Consider the following 14309-nt stretch of genomic DNA (forward strand, 5'->3'; position numbering starts at 1 on the left):
CCAGCCGACGAAACCCTTCCGCGAGGCTGTCGTTGTGCTTAACTGAAGGGCATTGAGCCTAGGGCCCTGCCACCGGGTAAAGACTGAGCCGAGGTGGCGAGGGGCGTCGCACGAAGTCGTTGGTGTACCGCTACCCCTCGGCCGCGCGGTCGGAGGGCGGGGCTGGCGAATCCCCGGCGGGTTCGGGCGGTACCAAGTCGCTGTCGCTGACGGTGTACGTGAGCCGGGGGTAGGTGAAGTCCGTTTCATCGTTCTCCCGTCGCCGCAAAGAGTAGAACTCGCGCCGCTGCTCCTCGCCGGCCAACGTCAGGCGCACGCCTTCCGGGAAGTACGCACACCCGTCGCGAAACCGCACAACGGTCTTCGACGTTCGGAACGTGACACCCAGCCACCGGTTCTCGGGCGTCCGTGCGGACGCGGCCAGCACGATCTTGTGCCTCAGCCGCCGGTTGGTGCCCACGGAGAACACGACCGCACTGTTGTGCGTGAGCGGGATCGAGGCGCGATCGCCGCCTCCCTTCGGTTCGACGAGCAGTGTCCTCGGCGGGTTCGCCAACCCGGGGTGCTCGTAGCAGGAGAAAACGGCGCTGAACGAGTCGTCCGCTAGGTCCAGCGCCTGGTCGGAGTGACTGCTCATGGTGGTGGAAGCGTTGGTGTAGCTTTCGATGAGGGCGTTGTTGAAGCCCACCGAGAGCGACGCGGTTGTTTGAATCCGCTGTGCCAGCCGCTCGTGTACCGGCCGGAAGCGCTGCGCCGGGGCGCGGTACCGGGTGGTGGTGCGCACGAGGGGGGTGCCGCCCGCCTCGTCGGTTCTGGTCAGCACGGCTCCCTGACGGCCCTTCCCCACGTCCTCGAACGGAACCGACGCGAACAGTTCCTCGAACAGGTTGCCTTCGATCGGTACGAGGTACGAGCGGACCTCGTCGGCGGTTTTAGATTCGGGGGGCAAGGTAATCTCCCGTGTTCATGCTGAACGGGAACCGGTCCCCGTAGTCGATCACTGCCTGCGTCTTGTTCTCCTCGGCGTACAACCGGCGCAACTCGCTCATGCCCTCGGGCGTGGGCGGTTCGAGCTTCACCCGCCTTCCGCCCGTCTTCAGGAACGTGTGGCCGCCCGCGTGAACCGCCTCGGCGCGCGAGCAGCGGACCACGTACCCCAGGCGGGTCGGGAGCAACCCGGCGTCCAGCGCCGGTGGCTGAATCTCGTGCGTGTACAGCCGGTTGGTGGACAGCGGCATGAAGAACACGGAGTCGGGGTACAGGGTCAGGGTGAACTGCTCGAGGAAGGTGCCCTCGGGGCGCTCCGCGGGCGGTTGCTTGAGGCGGAAGTGCAAGCGGGTGAGCCCGCTGACACCCTTGTAGCCGCGGTCGAAGGCGTCCGTGGTCAGGGGGGTGAGTTTGTCGAGTCGGTCGTAGAAAGTGCAGAAGGCCATGACGCCGTTGGCGGGCATGTCCTTGGTCTTGTCCGCGTGCGCCGAGATCCGGGCCTTGGCCTGCTTGTTTCCGGCGTCCGCGGGGGTGTTGTGGTAGACCTGCGCCAGCACGTGGTTCAGCGGCGCCGGGTTCTCGAAAATCGTGGCCGCCTCCCGGTTCAGGGTGTCGACGATGCGCCGGTCGGTCGTGCGGAAGTTCTCGGTCGGGCCGGAGAGGTTCGTGGAGCACCGGAGCAGGCGGAAGTGCAACCCTTCGTCGTCGTGCGCGACGGGCGTCAGATAGATCCCGGTGCGGTGGGCCGTCCCGGGCTTGGTAGACTCCGTAAGGGCCTGGAATTCGTGCTCCGCGCAGATGCGGTTGAAGTGGTCGAAGCCCGGGTCGAAGAAGCGCCGGTAGTACACGCCGACGCCGTGCACGCGAACCGGAACCCGACCTCGGTCCACGAGCTAGCACGTCTCGCCCTCGCCTCCACCTTCCGCTTCAGGGGACGCGACCAGGACGTTGCTCGCGTCGAGGATGCGGGCCTCGATTCTTTCCGTTGCACGCATGGAACTGTGCGCCCTCCGTTATCCGGGACCGAACGATCGGCGCCCGAGCCTATGACTTCCTTTCTTCCAACCGATCGTACCGTGCGGAGAGTGGGTCGACCGGTTCCTCGTAAACCACAACCCAGCCGCACTCGGGTTCGACGGTCAGAGTCGTCTCGTCCTGAGCAACCCCCAGCAGGCCGCCAACCAGCCGCATGTCCGTCTCTTGCTCGCCCCAAAACACTTTGAGCGGAACGCAAGTAAAGCAAGGCGGGAAGGCTCCCAGACCGACCCCCTGGGGGTCGTCCCAACGTTCGCGCCAGTGCTGCCGGTCGTCGACGTCGAGTCTCTCCTTCCACTCCTTCAGGAAGGGGTTCGGATACAACCTCTCGCCGGCGTCCTGGAGGTACGGGAAGAGCACGTTTGCCCACCCCGTCAACACCGCCGGGCCGGATCCGCTGTTGTAGCGGAACATCGACTTCCAGAACCCCAGGTCCGCTCGGCCGGCCTTCGCCGACTCGAAGTGTGCGAGAACCGGGTCCAGCGCCGCGATCCAGTCTTGAAGCCCGTACTCGGCAAAGCGGTGCGCCTTCTCGCGAAGCCTGCGCCAGTCCGCGGCCGTGCCGGTGAGGGTGACGGCGGGAATGCCGCAACCGCACAGCATCTCGTACTCGAAGTACGACTTGAAGGTCTCCATTGCCATCAAGTCGGAGACCGCGCGCTCGACCGGGCCGGTCGTGCTGAAGTCCGCCCGGACAAGCGACGTCAACCCGCCCGTGCGTCCATCGAGTTGTCTGCCGAACGCCTCAAAGGCCTCGGGCCACGGGTTGTCTTTCCCCGGAAAGAAGTCCGGCCGCTCGACGACCAACTTCTCCTTGCCGGAATGGCGGACGAAGCGGTGCCGGAGTTGTTCGGCGTGCTCGTTCACGTGCAGGGCGAACCCCCGGGCGAGTGTAATCCAGATCGCGTCGGGCGAAAGGCGCAGCGGCACATGGTCGTAAAACGCGATGCGGAAGGCCGCGAGCAGGGCGTGGTCTTCGTCGCATGCCACCATACGGTTTTTGGGTCGCCACGCAGCCTCGATCGGTCGCTGGAGGGCGGTCCGAAGTTCACCGATGCGATCAACCGTCTCGAGGGCCGTCCCCGGCTTGACGTCCGGTGAGACGGCGAAGGTGGTGTCGCTCATGTGTAGGTCCTCTCGTCAAACCACGCCGAACAATGGAGCCCTCTGCACCGGCGCGGCCGTCGGACGCGCCGAGACCCAGACGGAATCATCCGGGGCACCCGATGCTGCGCCCCATTCTGCAAGTCGTGCGGCACGCTGGATCAGTCGCACAGCGGACCTTCATCGGCCGCTCTTGATCAGAAGTCGCCGCGCGAGTTCGCCGCCGACCGGGTACACCCGCTCCGGCGGCAAGTGCCGCTTCGCCTTGTCGGCCTTGCCGGATTGCAGCAGGCCGTACACCTTCCGCACCCGGTCAGTGTAGTCCTCGATTCCCATGACCAACTCGTCGACGTACTCGCGGATCACGTCCCGGCCCAGTCCCACCTGAATGCTGGAATACGGCAGCCCGGCACCACGCAGGGAACGCTCCGGGTCCCACTGCAGGTGCACCCGCGCGCCCGCGAACTGCCTGGCCCACTCGTCCGGGGAGGCGAACACGCCGGGCTCGAAGGATGTTGGGACCGCAAGGGACAGCGCCTTCTCCCACCCGGCCCGGGTCATCCGCACGGCGAGGACGCGCTCCTGCCCGCTCTTCTGGCCCTAGTTGCTGCCGTGCACGAGCCACAGGAACGACGGCTTGACCCAGGTCATCCGGTGGAACGAGAACGGCGGCACGAATCGCCCGGCCGCAAGGGCGGCGTCGGCGATGGCCGGGGAGTACGCCTGATAGATGACGATCGTGTCCCGGTCGTAATCGGCCCGGATTTCATGTTCTGCCGGCACCGCAGTCCTCCTCATTGGCGTGTGCGGCGGATGCCGTCATTCATCCCTTGATCGTCATCAGCGGCTTGAGTTCCGCCACGGGCCGCGCGATCCCGGCGGCGGTCAGGGTGCTCACCACCGGGCCGATCCCCTTGTACGCGAACGGCGCCTCCTGCTTGATCTCCTCCAGCTTCTTGCCGAGGATGTCAGGGCGCTGGCGGACGTCGGCCCGGCGCAGGTCGGTCGGCGTGACGACGCGGAACTCCTCCATGAACTTCGCGAACTCGTCGTCGAACCCGCGCATCGCCTCGCCCCGGCTGAGCGTACGCCCGGCCCCGTGGCTGGCGCTGGCCATCGACTCCGCGTTCCCCTGTCCGACCATCACGAAGCTGCTCGCGCCCATCGAGCCGGGCACCAGGACCGGTTCTCCGTAGTGGGCGAACGGCGTCCCGGCCATCGCCTCGAAGCCCCGGGCGGGGGTCGCCCCCTTGCGGTGCAGCACGACTTCTTCGCCGTCGATCTCGTCCTTCCACACGAAGTTGTGCGGGGCGTCGTACACCAGGTCGCACCCGACCCGGTCCCCGAACACTTGCCGCATCCCGGCCACCGCCATCACCGCCAGGAACATGCGGTTCGCGTACGCGAAGTTCGCGGCGTTGTGCAGCGCGTCCCAGAACGTCTCGGCGTGCCCGCGGTGGCGGGCGCCCTCGGGCAGCACGAACACCCCGTTGGCCGGGTGCTTCAGCCCATCGGGGTGGATCCTCTTCACCACGTCGCGGTAGTGCCCGCCGCACAGGTGCCCGACGCCCACCGATCCCGTGTGTACCATCACCGTCACGGTGCCCGGCTTCAAACCCCAGGCGTGCGCGACCGTGCCGTCGAGGACCTTCTCGACCTTCTGGATCTCGACGAAGTGGTTGCCCCCGCCGATGCTCCCGATCTGCCCGTCGCGGCTCAGGCGGTCGTCGGTGCCCATGAAGTCCGTCAAACCGAAGACGCGGCCCGCCGGGAGGCTGCCGCGTCGTTCGATCCGGTCGAGTTGCTCGCCCACGCCGAGTTCCCGGACGAGCGGCCACAGCCCCTCGTGCAGGTTCGCCGTGGCGTCGAGCACGCCTTCGAGGCCGCCGGTGAGCATCGCGTGCCGCTGGCCGCGGGTCATCGGAATGTTCCGCCCGCCCTCGAAGTAGATGTGCCGGAACGCCGTCTCGAGACCGTCCAGGTTCGCCCCGACCTCGTCAGGCGTGAGCGTGGTGGTGTGCAGCCGCATGCCGCAGTTGATGTCGTTGCCGATGGCCTGCGGGACGACGAACCCGCGGGTGGCCAGCACCGTGCCGACCGGGATCCCGCGGGCCTTGTGGAAGTCGGGAGTGACCGCGACCCGGACGATCCCGGGGGCGCGGTCGAAACTGTCGGGCGCGGCCTCGGCGACTCGTTGCACGTCGACTTGGAGGGCCAGCAGCTCGATCAACTCCGTCACCGCGGCCGACTCGACGGGCACCTGCTCGTTAGCGAACAGGGTGGTTTCGACGTCGTACGGGTTGTTCACCCGGACGCGGTTCTCGTCGAGTCGCGTGAGGCGTGGGTCGATCGGCACGGGCACACTCCGCTGTGATGGTTCTGGGAGTGACACCCGGACAACCCGACTGGTTCGCGTGGCCGGTTTGGCAACACGGAGAATGGCATGCCCGAGTCGCGGCGCGAACGCCTTTCGTGCGGCATGATCTGCGCGTGACGGAGGTGGGAGAAGCGGTCGAGGTGACCGAGGCACCACTGGGACTGTTCACGCATGCCAGCCTGAATGCTATAGAATCACTTCAACTACCGCGAGTCCCTGATCCATGCGAGGCCGCCCGACCTGATCGGCGGGTGCGACGGGCTGATCCCGGTGGACCCGCCGAAGGAGGCGATCGAGTCCCGCCAGAAGCAGGCCAACCATGCGGCTCGCGGCGATCACTACCACGCCCTCGCCAACCCGGCGAAGGGGGAGAAACAGGGCGAACACGGAGCGGGGTCGGTGCGTTCGGCTGGGTATCTGTCGGGACGGATGACACAACAGCGGCGGCAGGGGAAAGCTCGTGACTCGGTTCTTGCGGACCGATCGGGGCCATTCAAGCCCCGGCTCCTTTTGGACGGATAGAGAGGTCGGCTTCGTATGGGAAGAATCTTCGAGAAGCGCAAGTACTCCATCTTCAAGACCGCTGCACAGAACTCCAAGCTTTACTCCAAGTACAGCAAACAACTGTACATGGCGGCCAAGAACGGCGTGCCCGACCCGGACGCCAATCCGGTCCTGCGCAACCTCGTCGAACGAGCCAAGAAAGAAAATGTCCCGAGCCACGTGATCGACAAGGCGATTCAGAAAGCCGCGGGTGCGGGCGGCGAGAACTACCAGCCGGCGAGGTACGAGGGGGTCGGCCCCGGCGGCTCGCTCGTCATCGTCGACTGCTTGACGGACAACAATACACGCACGATCTCCGACGTTCGTAACTGCTTCACCAAGACCGGGGCCAAAATGTCGGCCAACGGGTCGGTGGCGATGCTGTTCGATCACCTGGCGGTGATTTCGTTCAGTGGGGATAGTGAGGACAAAGTGCTGGAGGCCATGTTCGCGACGGACGTCGCCGTCGAAGAGGTCGAAAGCAAGGACGGCACGATCACCGTCTTCGCGCCCCCCGCCGAGTTCTTCAAAGCCAAAACTGCTTTGCGCGAGGCATTCCCCGACCTCGAATTCGATGTCCAGGAAATCACCTTCCTTCCGAAGGAAGCAAAGGGCCTCGGCGGGGATGAGTTGGCCATGTTCGAGAAATTTTTGGGGATGCTGAACGAGTGTGATGACGTGCAGGAAATCTACCACAACGTCACCCTTCCGTAAGAGCCCGGTGAATTCCGTGAGTGACGCGTTCCGGACTTGCTGGCGGGGCGGCGTTGTACAACTTTCTGCAAAGCGGTGTCCCGTTCGAGGTCGTGACATCCATGTAGTCCAGAACCCATGGTCCTGAACGTCAGGCTTGCGTTCTCCGTCCGACACACCGAGAGGTCCTTCTACCCCTCAACACCCGCGCTTCCCCTGCGCCGGGTCGAACTTGCACGCTTAGCATTCCCCGGCCGCGGTCGCCTGCTCGAACGCCGCCCGGAAAGTCTCCGGCGCCTGGGCGCCGGACAGGGCGATGGCATCGTTAATGACTGCGAACGGCACACCCGAGATGCCGAGGCGCTGCCCCTTCTGCTCCCGTTCGCGGACCTCCGCCGCTCCGCGTTCGCCACCGAGCAGTTCGTTCACCTCGCCAACGTCGAGGCCACCTTCGACTGCTACCGCCGCGAGCGTCGCCCGGTCGGAGAGATCACGACCGTCGGTGAAGTACGCTTTGAACAGCGCCTCCACGACTGCGTCCTGCACGCCCCGCTCACCCGCCAGCCAGATGATCCGGTGCGCGTCGAACGTGTTCGGCGTGCGGGGCATCCTGTCGAAGTGGAACGCGATCCCCTCGCCCCGGCCGGCTTGGGCCACCTGCGCGTCCAGTTCGAGGGACCGTTCCCAACTCCCGAACTTCCTCACCCGGTAGGCCCGTCGTTCGATACCCTCTGGAGGCATGCTCGGGTTCAACTCGAACGGGTGCCAGTGGACCGTCGCGGTCCGGCCCGTCAGCGCGATACCCTTCTCCAGACGTCGCTTCCCGATGTAGCACCACGGGCAGATCACGTCCGAATACACGTCGATGGTAATCATCGCTGTCTCCTCTCCCTGCCGCAGTCACGCGTTTGGCGTCGCCGCAAGGTACTCTGCCGTGGTGACCACTTTGGCGTAGCCGAACTGCAGGGCAGCCATGAACGCGGCGTGCACCTGGGCGGCGGGAACCACGTTGCCCTCGAACTCCTGGTCCCGCGTGGCGCAGGCGTCGTGGACGACGACGCACTGGTAGCCGAGGTCACTGGCCGCCCGCGTCCCCGCGTCCACGCACATGTGGCTCATCGCCCCGCAGATCACCACCTCCTCGACCCCGTGGCGGTCGAGAATGGCCTTCAGGTCCGTCTCGCGGAACGAGTTGACGTGGTGCTTCAGGACGACGGGCTCTCCCTCGAGGCACCTCACCTTCGGGTGGATCTGCGCCCCGACCGATCCGGGGGTGAAGAACGGCGCCTCGGCGGACGGGAACTCGTGCCGGACGTGGACAACCAGATCGCCCGCAGCCCGGGCCTTCGCGAGGAGTTTTGCCGCGTTGTCGGCGGCAGTTTCGATTTCGCTGAGCGTCCACCTCCCGCCGGGGAAGTAGTCGCACTGGACGTCGATCAGAACCAGTGCTCGCTTCAGCATGTTCGCCTTTCCTGCTGCGACGGCGGCTCGAACGTCTCGCGGGCCGGTCACGTGTAGCCCGTGTTTCGGACGCGAGTTATTCTATCGTCACAGTATGCGGCCGACGGAGACAACTATTGACGCCCGACTACGAACACTCCTGGCCGCTTTCGCCCGCGCCGCGGATCCCGAGCCGAACGACCTCGTTGCTTCTCTCCGTCGACTGCCCGAACCCGACGTGCTCCCCTCCCCGTGGGAAACCTGGACACTGATCGGCCTCGCCCGCCACCGGGGGCGGCAGCTCTGGGTCGCCGACATCATCCGCACCCGGCTGCGGGGTACGCCGTCGGATCTTGCGGTCGTCGGAGCACTGGGACATCCCGAGGGCGTTCCGCAGCTCGGCCCCGTGCCGGGGATGCCCGAGTGGGAGTACTACTTCCATGGGCGCGGGTGCTGCATCACCCACAAGGTTGACGGCGACGCGATCGACGTCGACTTCTTCGGCGACACGGCCGAGTACTTCGACACCTACTTCTACAAGAACTACCTCGACTCCCTCCGGTCCCCCGAGCCGCCCGAGCAGCGGTTGCGGGAACTGCACCCGTCGGCGGCCCGAGCCGTCACCCTCGCCATCGCCGACCTGCTTACGGCCGGGGCGTTGACGCCGCTGGAAGGCCGCGACTCCCACCCCTACCGCCTCGCCGATGAGGTAATTGCCGCACTCGACGCGATCGACGCCCTCTGTTCCGCGTGGGCTGACGCGAGCCGACGCCTCTGGTTGGCGGCTCAGATCGGGGACTGGCTGGCGGCGGACGAGTGCGCCGCGGGGAGCCCGGAACTGACCGCCTTCACCGGCCCGCGGGCCGAACGGTGCCGGGAGCTCTGGTGGCAGCGGCTGCGCCGGGACCTCGACGTGCCGTTCACGGGAGCCGACGCTCTGCAGGCGCTCGCCGACCTGAAGGCGCCTGACCCCGCAGCGTCGAGCTGATCGAGGGACGGTTCCACAGTATTTCACACGATCCGGCCCTGGTTCACGCTTTCACGGGTAAACTTGCAACGAGTGGACTCGCTTGCAATGGGGGATGGTAGCCAGGTTGTTCCTTGGAATGTAGGCGTCGGGGGACAGTTCCAGGGAGCTCTCAACTCGGTTCGGGAACAGCGGCCGAAGGTGCACGGGGTTGTGCGGCCGGAGCGGTGTACCCGGGAACCGGTTGCCCCGTTCCTGTACCCCTTCTGGCGCAGGGGGTCGCGGGGAGAGCCCGCACGCTCGCGGCCACCCGTGCAGTCGCGTCGGGTCCTGGTTCGAGTGCCCGGAGGGGGAGTCCCCTGGCAGCCGCTTTGCGTGCAGCCGGCCGGCGGGCGTCCGGTGCCGATCCCAAGTACGATGTGTACCGCACCACACCGGTCGGGACCGATCGCGTGTCGATCGATACCGAGGCGGGGCGTGCGGACCGAGCCACCGACGGGTTCAATCCCGAGTCGATTGTGACGCCCACTCAGGAGCCTACCGTGTCGTCTCGAGCCACCGCTCCGAATTCCCCGCGCCCGGCGCCGCGCGTGCCGCTGTGGGTGAAGCTGGCGTACACCGCGTTCCTGGCGGTCCTGGTCCCGGTGTACTGGGCGAACTACGGCCCCACCAACTTCCTGTACTTCTGCGACGTCGCCCTGCTCCTGACGCTCCTCGGCCTGTGGCGGGAGTCGCCGCTGCCGGTCTCGATGGCGGCCGTGGGGATCCTTGCGCCGCAGGTGCTGTGGGCGGCGGACTTCGCCATCGGCTGCTGCGGCGGCCACCTGACGGGCATGACCGACTACATGTTCAACCCGGACCGCTCGGCGTTCCTGCGGGGGCTGTCGCTGTTCCACGGGTGGCTGCCGTTCCTGTTGCTCTACCTGGTGCGGCTCCTCGGGTACGACCGCCGCGCGTTCGCGTGCTGGACGGCGGTGGCGTGGGTGCTGATCCTGGTGTGTTACTTCGCCATGCCGGGGCCGCGGGCCGACGCGGCACAGGTCCCCACCCCCGTGAACATCAACTACGTGCACGGCATGGACGACACGGCCGCCTAGGCGTGGGTGCCGCCGCTGGCGTGGCTCGGGTGCCTGATGGCGGGGCTGCCGCTCCTGATCTTCCTGCCGACCCACCTCGCGCTCCGCGCGTGCTTCACGCGCGCCGCGAACGCCGGTCCGCACCCTCGAACGCCCGGAAGTGCTCCGTGATCAGCGCGTCTGTTGGTGGCGGGGCCGGTCCCCGTTACGACAGGCCGCCGACACGCCCCACACGAAGTTACTGATTCACCAGCCCGTCGGGCGGAAATCGACCGGTTCCACGGGAGCACGGCCCGCAGTCACCGCCCGTCGCCCGCCTTGTGCACCCGACCCTGGTCCCACCGCTTCCGAACGGTCCGCGTCGGCGCGCCGCCCCCGTCCGCCCGCGCCGCGACTCTCGACGCGTACCCAACCTCCCGACCGCCACCGCCGCGACTACCGCTACACTGGAGGGGCCTCGTCGCAGAACCGCCCCGGCCGCGAGCCACCTCATTATTGACCGGGTGCTTCCATGGCCTCCCCGCACCGCGCCCTGATCGTCGGGTCCACCGGAATCGCCGGCAACAACCTGGCGGACCGCCTGCTCGCCGACGGGTGGGCGGTCGCCGGGCTCGCCCGGAAGGCGGTCGCCCGCCCGCCGGGCCTGCGCCCCGTGGCGGCCGACCTGCTCGACCCGGGTGCCCTCGCCGCGGCCCTGGCGGGCGAGTCGGTCAGCCACGTCTTCTTCTGCACCTGGCAGCGGCGCGACACCGAGGCCGAGAACGCCCGGGTCAACGCCGCGATGGTCCGCAACCTGCTCGCCGCCGTCCGCCCGGCGGGAACCGTCCGGCACGTCGCGCTGGTCACCGGCCTGAAGCACTACCTCGGGCCGTTCGAGGCGTACGGGAAGGGGGACCTGCCCGACACGCCGTTCCGGGAGGACGCGGACCGGCTCCCGGTCGAGAACTTCTACTACGCGCAGGAGGACGAGGTGTTCGCCGCCGCCGCCCGCGACGGGTTCACCTGGACCGTCCACCGGCCGCACACGATCGTCGGGTACGCGGTCGGGAACGCGATGAACATGGGGGCGACGCTGGCCGCGTACGCGTCGCTGTGCAAGCACCTGGGCCGGCCGTTCCTGTTCCCCGGGTCCCCTGAGCAGTGGAACGGGCTCACCGACGTGACCGACGCCCGCCTGCTGGCCCGGCACCTGGCGTGGGCGGCGGCGGCCCCGGCGGCCGCCAACCAGGCGTTCAACGTGGTGAACGGGGACGTGTTCCGGTGGCGGTGGATGTGGCCCCGGCTGGCCGCGTACTTCGGCGTCGAGGTGGGGCCGTACCCGGCCCGCCCGACGCCACTCGCGGGGCAAATGGCGGGGGACGCCGGGCCGTGGGCGGGCCTCGCCCGCGCGCACGGGCTCGGCGAGCCCGACCTGGGCCGGTTGACCTCCGCGTGGCACACCGACGCGGACCTGGGGCGTCCGCTGGAGGTCCTGGCCGACATGGCCCGCAGCCGCCGCCTCGGGTTCACCGGCTACCAGCCCACGCTCGACAGCTTCACCGACCTGTTCGGCCGGCTGCGCCGCGAGCGGCTGATCCCGTGACGCGGTCCGACCCGGGGTTCCGGGCGCTACCCGCACTCGGCACTCCTCGCCGCCGGCGGCGGGCCTGCCGCCGTCACTTCCCCGGCAGTTCGTCGGGCCACAGCACGAAGTAGGTCGTCCGCGTCAGGTCGCCGGCCGGGGGCGCCGCGATCGACTTGTTGTGGACGAGGTACCCGCCCGCGAAGAACGTGTGCGGCCCGTCGACGGCCAGGTCGTACACGTCGACGGCGGCCAGCACCCGCCTCGGTTCGCCGGCCCGGACCCTCGACCCGTCGGCCGCGACGAGCTCGTCGCCGGGGCGGACCGCCCCCGCGTCCTTCCACGCCCCGCCGGCGAACACCGGGTGGTTCGCGGTCACCCGAAGGGTCCCGCCGAACACGAGCGTCTCCGCCGCCCGCGACGCGGCGACTACCCGCACGGTCACGAGCACCCGCTTCCCCGCCTCCGGGTCGAAGCCCCACACGCGGTCGCCCGCGCGTACCGCCTCGATCGCCACGGCACCGGCCTCACCGTCCAGTCGCGTGCCCGCCGCGACGCACCCGAACACCTTGGTCCGAACCGGCACCCCGAGTGCCCCGTCCGGCTTCACGGTCGCGGTGACCACGTCGAACTCGGCCGGGCCGGCGAGGACCGCCCCGCCGGGGCCCGGCTTCGGCGCCGCGGGCTCCGCGCGGACGCGGACGAGCCGCCCGCCCCCCGTTTCCTCGATGACGAACGCGTCGGGGGACAGCTTCAGGTCGGCCGCGTCCTTCGCCGCCGCGGCCCGGAGCCGCCTCACGAGTTCGGCCTGGGACGGGACCGGGAACCGCTCGGGAACCCGCTCGACCGTCAGGGTGGCGGACTCGAACGGGACCGGGGCGCCGCCCTCCGGGGCCACCGCGCCGGTCACCGCGATGCCGTACCGGCCGGGCGCGTCGAACGAGAACGCCGGCTTCTCGGCCCACTTGGCCGCCTGGGAGTTCGTGAACCCGGTGGCGTGCACCGGGGCGAGGAACGACGCCGTGCTGACGGCGTTCCGGGTCAATCCCGTCTCGGCCAGCGTGACGACATGAGTGGCCGCTTCGTACAAGGGCTGCCGGGGGTTGACGCCCTTCGGCGGCGGGGCCGGCTTGAAGTCGGGCCTCAGGGTGTGGGTCGCCCCGTCAGGCGTCGTGACGCGGAAGCTCAGCGACGCGAGGGTCTCGTCCGCCCAGACGCTCGCCCTCCCGAGCGGGTGGTCGATCGTGATCGGGCCCTTCTCCGTCGCGAGGTGGAGGACGATCCGGACCGGATCGCCGGGCGCGAGGTGGGTCACCACCGGCCGCAGGACGGTGACGATCCCGTTCTTGTCCGGCTTGCCCGCGGCGACCTGGTTGGGAGCCAGGTGCTGTCCCGGGGGGACCGGTGCGGCCGCGCCGGCCCGCGGGGTCGGGTCCGCCCGGTCCCCGGGACGGAAAAACAGCCCCGCTGCCACCGCTGCCAGACCGACCAGTAGCGCTCGCGGAAGGACCATGGACGCACCCCCTCGTGGAAGAGTTCGAACCGACACCGGGACCGGCCCGGCGTCACCCGCGACGCGAGCCGATCCTCAGCGGAGACCCCGGCGGGGGACGACGCCCCGAGGGAGCGCGGAACCACCAGGGAGGTGCTCGTCCCAGGGTCGCTGGTAATCGTGCCCGGGTCACGCCGGGGCGTCAAGCGGATTGCGGCCATCCGCGGTGCCCCCCCCGTCGCCTCGGTTGAACTGACTACCTCGGGCTCGAGGAACGTGGCCGTACACGCACGCTCCCGCAGGGCCGTGACGAGGTCGATACGACTGGTTCGTGGATGCCGTGGGGCGGAGACGGTGCTTTCTCTCGATGTGGCCCCGCCGGTGGGTGCCGGCGTCCTGGGTGACTCACCCTGTCCCAAGTTACTGATTCAGTATGCCGTCAGGCGTACACCGACCGGTGATGTGGGAACAGGACTCTGAACGACTACACCGGGTTGCCGACAGGACCACTTCAACAGAGCGGATTTCCCTTTCACACTATCCGGCTCGAGTTCACGAATTCATGGCGAAACTTGCAACGGTTGGGCTTGATTGCAATGCTGGGTCTTGAGTAGGATTCGCCTAGAAATGTAGGCGTCTGGAGACATTTCGAAGGGGTTCGCGACTCGGTACGGGACCAAGAGGTCGCAGGTTCGAATCCTGTCAGCCCGACTTCGAGACCCCCGGTGACACCAGATGTCACCGGGGTTTTTTTGTTGCTTTTCGAGGCGCTTTCGCCACCCTTACGACTCGAGCCCTTGAATTCGTTCGATAATCCCTCAGTGCCAGTAAGTGACCCAGTGTGACCCCGGGTGTACGGAGTTGGTGCAACCGCTGGTGCAACCAAGCCCGGCCCCCCGGTCGGACGGTCGTGGGTTCCGGTGGCTCGGACCGCCCCAACCCCGGTCGAGTCCGCGCCGGACGGTAGTGGCAACGTGGGGAATAGATGTTCTTCACGATAAGCTCGGTGCCGGTGCGCACCCGCCGCGTGGCGG

General features: G+C 68.1%; 10 protein-coding genes and 2 pseudogenes. 4 read left to right on the top strand and 8 right to left on the bottom strand.

Features of this window, described 5'->3' with window-relative positions; genetic code table 11:
- Positions 1–130: 130 nt before the first annotated feature.
- The 5 genes and pseudogenes from ACTIGN_RS09845 to ACTIGN_RS09865 all read right to left on the bottom strand — a co-directional run bounded on the left by ACTIGN_RS09845 (position 131) and on the right by ACTIGN_RS09865 (position 5482).
- Entirely contained in the window at positions 131–949 is an 819-nt protein-coding gene (locus ACTIGN_RS09845) for a hypothetical protein (RefSeq protein WP_439623293.1), read from the bottom strand.
- Positions 933–1880: pseudogene (locus ACTIGN_RS09850) on the bottom strand (hypothetical protein); the annotation flags it as partial. The pseudogene ACTIGN_RS09850 and the gene ACTIGN_RS09845, both read right to left, overlap by 17 nt.
- A 151-nt stretch (positions 1881–2031) precedes the next feature.
- Entirely contained in the window at positions 2032–3147 is a 1116-nt protein-coding gene (locus ACTIGN_RS09855; protein ID WP_439623295.1) for a DUF4419 domain-containing protein, read from the bottom strand.
- A gap of 159 nt (positions 3148–3306) precedes the next feature.
- A pseudogene (locus tag ACTIGN_RS09860) lies at positions 3307–3909 on the bottom strand (DUF4291 domain-containing protein).
- 40 nt (positions 3910–3949) lie between these two features.
- Positions 3950–5482: an RtcB family protein gene (locus ACTIGN_RS09865; protein WP_439623297.1), complete on the bottom strand. Its 1533-nt coding sequence runs from the start codon at positions 5480–5482 to the stop codon at positions 3950–3952.
- Between the two features lie 558 nt (positions 5483–6040).
- Here ACTIGN_RS09865 and ACTIGN_RS09870 point away from each other — a divergent pair.
- Positions 6041–6760 (top strand): YebC/PmpR family DNA-binding transcriptional regulator, encoded by a 720-nt coding sequence (locus ACTIGN_RS09870; RefSeq protein ID WP_439623299.1) that lies wholly within the window; start codon positions 6041–6043, stop codon positions 6758–6760.
- A gap of 219 nt (positions 6761–6979) precedes the next feature.
- Here the strand turns inward: ACTIGN_RS09870 and ACTIGN_RS09875 are convergent, their stop codons facing one another.
- Both ACTIGN_RS09875 and ACTIGN_RS09880 read right to left on the bottom strand, forming a co-directional pair.
- Complete coding sequence (locus ACTIGN_RS09875) at positions 6980–7615, bottom strand: DsbA family oxidoreductase (RefSeq protein WP_439623301.1); 636 nt, start codon at positions 7613–7615, stop codon at positions 6980–6982.
- Positions 7616–7639: 24 nt separating this feature from the next.
- A complete protein-coding gene (locus tag ACTIGN_RS09880) occupies positions 7640–8200 on the bottom strand; it encodes a cysteine hydrolase family protein (RefSeq protein WP_439623303.1) in 561 nt (186 codons plus the stop codon).
- A 217-nt stretch (positions 8201–8417) separates the two neighbouring features.
- Here ACTIGN_RS09880 and ACTIGN_RS09885 point away from each other — a divergent pair, with 217 nt between their 5' ends.
- From ACTIGN_RS09885 to ACTIGN_RS09895, 3 genes are all read left to right on the top strand, one after another.
- Complete coding sequence (locus ACTIGN_RS09885; RefSeq protein WP_439623305.1) at positions 8418–9167, top strand: DUF6896 domain-containing protein; 750 nt, start codon at positions 8418–8420, stop codon at positions 9165–9167.
- Between the two features lie 569 nt (positions 9168–9736).
- The gene (locus ACTIGN_RS09890; RefSeq protein ID WP_439623307.1) at positions 9737–10243 is read left to right on the top strand and encodes a hypothetical protein; all 507 of its coding nucleotides are present in this window, start codon (positions 9737–9739) and stop codon (positions 10241–10243) included.
- Between the two features lie 490 nt (positions 10244–10733).
- Complete coding sequence (locus ACTIGN_RS09895; RefSeq protein WP_439623309.1) at positions 10734–11804, top strand: SDR family oxidoreductase; 1071 nt, start codon at positions 10734–10736, stop codon at positions 11802–11804.
- A gap of 73 nt (positions 11805–11877) precedes the next feature.
- On the opposite strand, the gene ACTIGN_RS09900 is transcribed toward ACTIGN_RS09895, so the two are convergent.
- Positions 11878–13296, bottom strand: coding sequence for a polymorphic toxin-type HINT domain-containing protein (locus ACTIGN_RS09900; RefSeq protein WP_439623311.1), 1419 nt, complete (start codon positions 13294–13296; stop codon positions 11878–11880).
- Between the last annotated feature and the right edge of the window lie 1013 nt (positions 13297–14309).

Source organism: Gemmata sp., assembly GCF_051859125.1.
Taxonomy (GTDB): domain Bacteria; phylum Planctomycetota; class Planctomycetia; order Gemmatales; family Gemmataceae; genus Gemmata.